Annotated in this window: 5 protein-coding genes; all 5 read left to right on the forward strand. The window is 39.0% G+C overall.

Annotation, left to right across the window (positions count from 1 at the left end):
* The first annotated feature begins 240 nt into the window (after nucleotides 1-240).
* A complete protein-coding gene (locus AC1DPQ_RS10945) occupies nucleotides 241-1836 on the forward strand; it encodes a GH39 family glycosyl hydrolase (RefSeq protein WP_477609248.1) in 1596 nt (531 codons plus the stop codon).
* A gap of 235 nt (nucleotides 1837-2071) precedes the next feature.
* Nucleotides 2072-4423 carry a glycoside hydrolase family 3 N-terminal domain-containing protein gene (locus AC1DPQ_RS10950; RefSeq protein ID WP_477609250.1) on the forward strand — a complete coding sequence of 784 codons (2352 nt, stop codon included), beginning with the start codon at nucleotides 2072-2074 and terminating at the stop codon, nucleotides 4421-4423.
* Nucleotides 4424-4463: 40 nt separating this feature from the next.
* A complete protein-coding gene (locus AC1DPQ_RS10955) occupies nucleotides 4464-5660 on the forward strand; it encodes a glycoside hydrolase family 88 protein (RefSeq protein ID WP_477585066.1) in 1197 nt (398 codons plus the stop codon).
* Nucleotides 5661-5671: 11 nt separating this feature from the next.
* Nucleotides 5672-6265 (forward strand): hypothetical protein, encoded by a 594-nt coding sequence (locus AC1DPQ_RS10960; protein ID WP_477585067.1) that lies wholly within the window; start codon nucleotides 5672-5674, stop codon nucleotides 6263-6265.
* 17 nt (nucleotides 6266-6282) lie between these two features.
* Nucleotides 6283-7806, forward strand: coding sequence for a polysaccharide lyase family 8 super-sandwich domain-containing protein (locus tag AC1DPQ_RS10965; RefSeq protein WP_477609252.1), 1524 nt, complete (start codon nucleotides 6283-6285; stop codon nucleotides 7804-7806).
* Nucleotides 7807-8033 lie beyond the last annotated feature (227 nt).

Here is an 8033-nt window from a genome sequence, read left to right on the forward strand (position 1 = left end):
CTTATAATGTAACATTTTTTGCTTCTACAAGTACTGCAGACAAACAGGTTAGTAAGATCAAAACACTTACACTTACCATTAATTAAATTTTAGTTAAGGCTCCAGATGTATTTTAATATATCTGGAGCTTTTTATTCATTTTGAAGCAAATAGTAGGTCTCGATTATTCATAGGGGCGATCTATGCCCATACTATTTGGCTGGATAACAACACAATTCATAGAAGAAGACATAAAAAAGCATGAAAAAATATTTAGCAATATTAATTATTTTACTCTGTCTTGTGAGCGTTAAATTGCTGGGTCAAAATGACAACACCAATAAAAAAATCATTGCCGATAGAACTATAAAAGTTGATTACAATAAATCGGTGGGAAAGCTCAATACAATGTTCAAAGAATGTATTGGGGCAGGAAGGGCCAATGAGGGATTGCGGGCAGACTGGCAGCAACAATTAACTTTAGTAAAAAAAGAATGTGATTTTAAATACATTCGGATGCATGGCTTGTTGACTGATGACATGGGGGTTTACCGTGAAGATAAAAAAGGAAATCCTGAATACAATTACCAATATATAGACGCCTTGTTTGATTTTCTGTTGAGCATAAAGGTGAAACCTTTTGTAGAACTGGGATTCATGCCTTCTGCATTGGCTAGCGGAAACCAGACCATTTTTTGGTGGARAGGAAATATAACGCCCCCGAAAGATTATAAAAAATGGGAAGACCTCATCCGTAACCTAACGCAACATTTTACAGAACGCTATGGTGCCGATGAGGTAAAGACATGGTATTTTGAGGTTTGGAATGAGCCCAATTTGGAAAATATTTTTTGGAAGGGAAATAGAGAGGAATATTTTAAATTATATGATTATTCGGCAAGGGCTATCAAGAGCGTAAATTCAGCTTTTAAAGTGGGAGGACCCGGAACTGCTGGTGCAGCTTGGGTGCCGGAAACCATAGCATTTTGTAAGGAGAACAATGTTCCGATAGATTTCATATCAACACATACCTACGGGACCAAAAGTGGCTTTGTGGATGAGTTTGGGACCAAGGGCCACATTTTGAGTAAAGACGAAGAAAGTGTAAGCAGATATGTGATTAATTCCCGCAAGCAAATTACAAGTTCGGCAAAGCCAAACCTTGAACTGCATTATACCGAATGGAGTACATCACCAACTCCAACCGACCCCATTCATGACAGTTACCATTCAGCCGCCTTTATTCTTCAAAAACTGAAGAAAGTGGGCAATGCGGCAAATTCCATGTCCTACTGGGTCTTTACCGATATCTTTGAGGAGGCTGGCCCTAGATTTACACCTTTTCACGGTGGCTTCGGATTGTTGAATACGCAGGGGATCAAGAAACCAGCTTATTTCTCCTATTCTTTCTTGAACAAATTAGGCACAATTGAACTTGAAAATACAGACACAGAATCCTGGGCAACTAAAAATGTAAAAGGAGATGTGCAACTGCTATTTTGGGATTATACGAATACGCATCCCGGCGATTCGGTTAATAACCAGCAATATTATAACAGAGATCTTCCATCCAAATCAAAAGGAACGGTTAGGATTGAAGTAGCTGGCCTCCAAAAGGGGAAGTATACTTTGGAGATATACAAAGTCGGATATAAGGTGAATGACGTTTACACAGACTATTTAGGGATGAATAAACCGCATGACCTGAGTAAAGAACAAGTAAATACCTTGAAACAAAGGAATAATGGTGCGCCAATTACCACAGAGAAAATAACCATTGGTTCAAAGGGGAAGTATAGCAAGGGTATTAAGCTAAATGAAAATGATGTGGTATTTCTGAATTTTGTAAAACAATAAGGACAAAAGCAGAACTGAAATTTAAACAACAACCTGAAGGCGTGTTTGTTTATTTGGGAAATATCCAGATCGATGCAGTCGATACGATTTTGGAAATACACTTTAATGAAATCTATTTTTTGGTTAGCTAATTGTAAAAGGATATAAAAGCATTTTCTTTCTAAGGAATGTGTTACTTAATTTATGACCTTTTTCAAACTGTAAACCTTAGAAAATAATAGCTATAAGATATAAAATGAAATTAAAATTAATTTGCATTGTATTGCTAATGTCTGGGATTGCTCAGGCCCAAACAATCAAAAACAACAATAAACCATTTTCAGACAAAGTCGTTGAAGATAAGGTTAATTTGTTAATGAAGAAAATGAGCAATGAAGATAAGCTAGCTCAATTAATAGGCATTCGGCCTAACGACTTAATGGAAAATGGAAAATTCTCCATTCAAAAATGCAAGCTAAAAATTCCATATGGCATAGGTCATTTATGTCAATATTCTTCTTCATTACATATGAAACCCGAAGAATTAAGAGATTTAGTGAGGCAAATTCAACACTATTTGATTACCCAAACACCATCTAAGATCCCTGCTATTTTTCATGAAGAGGCCATTACTGGTTTTGCTACATTGGGAGCAACAACATTCCCACAGCAAATAGGGATGTCATGTACCTGGAATCCTGAAATGTTGGAAAAAAATACTAGAACCACAGCTCAAAATATGCGTGATGGAGGAGCCACTATGGCGTTATCGCCAATGCTTGACGTGATTAAAACGGCGCATTGGCCGCGAATAGAAGAAAGTTTTGGCGAAGACTATTACTTGACAGGGAGAATGGGTGTTGCCTTTGTTAATGGATTGCAGGGGGAAGGTTTTAAAAAAGGTATTGCTGCAACCACCAAGCATTTTGTTGGTTTTGGCAGTAATTCAACTGATAAGAAGGAATTATATGAAGAGTATTTATTTCCTCATGAAGCAGTAATTCGCCTGGCTGGTGTTAAAAGTGTAATGCCTGGCTATCATCAATTTCATAATGGTGATTATTCGATAACGAACACAACCTTATTGCAAGATATTCTGCGAAAAAACTTGGGTTTTGATGGTTTGGTGGTAAGTGATTATGGTGCCATTGGAATAGCAGCGGGGAAAGTTAAAACGTCAGAATCATTAAAAACAGCCGCTATTAAAGCAATTAATGCAGGTGCCGATGTTGAACTGGAGGAAGGAAAAACTTTTCCTTATTTATTGGAAGCCATCAAGGAAGGAAAGGTCAGTCAACAAACTTTTGATACTGCCGTAAAAAGAGAGCTGATATTAAAAGCCAAGTTGGGCTTGTTGGACAAGAATCCTCAACTTGGAAAAGATGGCGCTTTAAACATGGATACGCCTGATCAAAGAAAGCTTGCTTACGATACTGCCTGTCAATCGATGGTATTGTTAAAGAACAATGGTATTCTGCCGTTAAAAAAAGAGATAACAAAAATAGCTTTAGTAGGTCCAAATGCGGCCACCTATCAAGGTTTAGTTGGTGATTATACCTACCAAGCCATGTCTGCATTTTGGTGGTACATTCCTATTAATCCAAATTATCCAAAATTAGTAACAGTGCTTGATGGTTTGAAAAACAAAACAACATCGAATTTTAGTATTCAGCATGAGAGAGGCTGTGATTGGAGCGTAGCATCGGAAGCATCTATTGACACTAAATCAGTTGGTGATGATAGGCTGAGTAAGGTGAAAATTATGGCCTTGAAAGATTTGCCACAACCCAATTTAGAAAATGCATTAAAAATTGCTAATGAAAGTGATGTGGTTATTGCGGTTATGGGTGAGAATTTTTACCTGTGCGGCGAAGGCAGAGAACGTAAGGGGATAAGTTTGCCGGGCGAACAGGAAGCTTTTGTGCAAAAATTATTGGCAACTGGAAAACCGGTGGTCTTGGTGGTCTTTGGTGGCCGTCCACAGGTTATTACTGCATTGGAATCGAAATGTGCGGCCATTGTACAGGCTTGGTTTCCGGGTGAAGAAGGTGGAAATGCTGTTGCAGATTTACTATTGGGCAATTTTAATCCATCAGGTAAACTAACGGTTAGTTATCCTAAAAGCGAAGAACAAAATGAAATCTCCTACAATAATGGATATTCAAAGGATAATATGCCATTGTACCCGTTTGGTTATGGTTTATCATATACAAATTATACCTATAGTGCTTTAAATGTTCCGCGTACAGCCAACATTACCGATCAATGGATTACAGTTTCTTTCAAGGTAAAAAATACCGGTGCAATGGATGGAGCCGAAATCACTCAATTGTATTTGTCGCCTAAGGAACCAAATAAGAATTTTAAACCTATTCAGCTAAAAGGCTTTAAGCGGGTGGAACTTAAAAAGGGCGAAGAGAAACTGGTAAGCTTTAAGATTTCGCTACAACAATTTGCTTATTACAATAATAACTTATGGGAGATAGCGCCAGGCTTTTTTGAAATTAAAGCTGCAGCATCTTCAACAGACATCAAATTAACGGGTGTGATTGAGCTAAAGGGAAGTAAGGTAACAATGCCTAATCGTACAGTTTTATTTTCTGAATAGCTTTAACGTAAATGAACCACCAATCAATAAACTTATACTTATGAAAAAGATCATTCTCCTATTCCTCTGCTTTTCTAGTCTTGGCACTATGGCTCAAAAGACCAAGAACAGTTTGTCCATGAAAAAATTAATTGCTGATAACTTTGAACTTGCCATAAAACAATACCAGCTCCTAGAGAAGAACACCCCACAGGACTCTTTGCCCAAGACATTTGAAAAAAACCGCAATAAAAGCAGTGACATCTATTGGTGGTGCAGCGGTTTTTACCCAGGCTCTTTATTTTACATTTATGAGTATACCAAAAATCCAGTTATTTTAAGCGATGCGAAAAAACGTCTTGCACTTTTGGAACCAGTACAGCACTATACAGGCAACCACGATCTAGGTTTCATGATGTACTGCAGCTATGGAAATGCCTATCGCCTTTTTAAAGACCCTTCCTATAAAGACATCATCGTTCAATCATCAAAATCATTGGCAACTCGTTACCGTCCAAATGCCAAGGTAATCCAGTCATGGGACGCCAAGCCGGGGAACAAACAGGGCTATATTGGCCCTGTGATCATAGACAACATGATGAACCTGGAAATGTTGGAATGGGCCAGCCAGAACAGCACCGATAAAAGTTTTGCAGCCATTGCCAGAAACCATGCCAACACTACACTCAAAAATCATTTTCGCCCTGACTACAGCAGTTACCATGTGGTAGATTATGATTTTAACACTGGCAACGTTCATAAAAAGGTTACTGCCCAAGGAACAGCAGATGAAAGTGCATGGAGCCGCGGCCAAGCTTGGGCATTATATGGCTATACCATGATGTATCGCTTTACCACAGACCTCGCTTATCTAAAACAGGCACAAAATATCGAGAAATTCATCTTTACTAATCCCAATATGCCATCCGACCTTGTGCCTTATTGGGATTTCAACGCTCCCGGTATTCCCAATGCTTACCGCGATGCATCTTCGGCCGCCATCAATGCTTCTGCATTATTGGAACTGGCACAATATGTCGGCAAGGAACAAGGTAATAAATATGTTAAGACTGCTGAAAAAATTATCCGCAGCTTATCCTCTGCAACCTATCTGGCCAAGCCAGGAGAAAATGGAGGTTATTTGTTGATGCATAATGTTGGGAACATCCCTGGCAATTTTGAGATTGACACAACGCTGACTTATGCGGATTATTATTTCCTGGAAGCCCTATTAAGATATAAAAAATGGTATCTGTAAAATCGCGTCCCATGAAAAAGAAATACTATCCACTTCTTTTTTTATACATTGTATTGTTTATTTTTTTCCTTTTAGGAAGAATTAATTCAGCGTTTTCCCAATCGAATACCAGCAAAGTTTGCCAAACGATTACGGATAAAATAGTTAAGGATCTTACCCTTAAGCTCCCCGATTTTAAGTTGATTACCAAATATTCAGCTGCCCTCAAACCGGACGGAAGCTGGCCGGACATCGATTATACTTCCAAAGCATATACCGTTTGGCCGCCTAATGAACATCTGGTAAGGCTGCAAACACTGATCAAAGCCTATGTTACAAAAGGCAGCCTCTCTTATGCCGACGGGAAAATTTTTACGGGCATCACTAGTGCATTGCAATATTGGTACAGCTTAGATCCCAAAAGTGATAACTGGTGGTTCAATCAGATTTCTACCCCGCAATCTATCGGCGAATCGCTGATTTTGATGCGCTCTGGTGACAAGAAACTCGATAAAGAACTGCTAGGGAAACTGATCGAAAGGATGAAACAGGGGAATCCCGAAAAATGGACCGGAGCCAATAAAAAACAGATATTTCTCAGCATTATTTCTACAGGGCCTTATTAACCGAAGATGAGGCCCTGCTGACCTATTCTTTAAAGGAGTTTTTTAGTCCCGTTGTTCAGGTTTATAGAAAAGAGGGTATGCAGTACGATAACTCGTATATGCAGCATGGCCTGCAATTGTATATTGGAGGTTATGGTACCGTATTCCTAAATGGCGTTTTTAAAGTGGCCAATTACGTAAGTGGTACGCCCTACGCCATGAGTGCGGATAAAGTTGCTCTTCTGTCAAAATTCTTAAAAGACACGTATCTACAGACTATCCGTGGTCAATACGCTGATTTTAGTGTTGGCGGACGTGGATTAAGCCGCACCAATGCACTGGATATGGCCAGTGTAAAGAAGCTGTTATTAGTGGCAACAGCGGTTGATCCCAAGAACGCTACGGAATGGGACAATGCTAGTGCCCGGATCGGCGGAAAAGAAGCACCATCGTACAAGGTTACAAAAGCACATAACCAGTATTTTAGTTCCGATTATACTTTGCATACAAGACCAGCTTACTCCTTTAATGTACGCATGGCAAGTACACGCACTATCCGTTGCGAATCGGGCAATAAAGAGAATTTGTTGGGCCGATATATCTCCAATGGAGCCACCAATATCCAGCTTAGCGGTGGAGAATACTATAACATTATGCCCATTTGGGAATGGGATAAGATACCTGGCATAACCAGTAGGGATTATGTGGAAGACAAAATAGAGACGAAATCTTGGGGAGAGCTTGGGCTTAACGATTTCGCTGGAGGAGTTAGTGATGGAATTTATGGGGCAAACGGCTATATGCTGAATTTCGATAACCTCCAGGCCAAAAAAGCCTGGTTCTTTTTCGATAATGAAATTGTGTGCCTAGGAACGGATATTAAAAGTGATGAACCAGAGCATATTACCACCACAATTAACCAATGCTGGCTAAAGGGAGATACGGAAAGTTCATTGGATGATAAGCTGATAGCAAAAGACCAGATGATAACACGTTCTGAAAAATCGGATGTTTGGTTCCTGCATGATAATATGGGCTATTATTTTCCAAAAGGTGGCAATATCACCCTGAGTACAGCAGTGCAAAAGGGAGACTGGTACCATATCAATAATTCTACCTCCAAAAATGAGATCAGCGGAAATGTATTTAAACTTTGGCTTGACCATGGTGCAAAACCACAGAATGCCGATTACGCCTATATCGTGTTGCCAGGAGTAAAAAGTGCGAAGGAAATGAAAAAGTTCAAGGGCAATGATCTGCAGATACTTGCTAATAGTTCGGCCATGCAAGCGGTTTACCATAAGGTTTTGGATATGTTGCAAGTTGTTTTTTATGAAGCGGGTTTCGTAACTGTGGCATCAACGATAGTCAAGGTGGACAAGCCCTGTATTTTGATGATAAAGAACCTGAATGGACAACGTATCATATCGATGGCTGATCCCTTGTACAAGGAAAAAACAGCCAAGCTAACACTTACTAATGCCAACAAAGAAATAACTGAGCTTAATGTTGATTTTCCGCAAAATGAATATACCGGGGCAACTGTTGAGGTTAAAAAATAAGAGTAAAAGAGGAGACATAAAGAATACGCACTAATTAGGATAGAAAAGGTTGCTACATCAGAAGTATGTAGTTACGCACAAGGTTATATTGTTTCATGAGTTTCATTGCAACGCTTATGAAACAATACAAGTATGGAGACCAACAACTGATTTTAAAAATTATTAATTTATTTCAATTATGAAGAAAATTTTATTTTCAATGGTATTTTGCTTTATAAGCTTTACGC

It is taken from the genome of Pedobacter sp. 01T416_2 (genome assembly GCF_056398925.1).

Excerpts from the sequence above, each read along its gene's own strand:
- AC1DPQ_RS10950 (WP_477609250.1), top strand. The coding sequence starts at position 2,072 with ATGAAATTAAAATTAATTTGCATTGTATTGCTAATGTCTGGGATTGCT.
- AC1DPQ_RS10955 (WP_477585066.1), top strand. The coding sequence starts at position 4,464 with ATGAAAAAGATCATTCTCCTATTCCTCTGCTTTTCTAGTCTTGGCACT.
- AC1DPQ_RS10960 (WP_477585067.1), top strand. The coding sequence starts at position 5,672 with ATGAAAAAGAAATACTATCCACTTCTTTTTTTATACATTGTATTGTTT.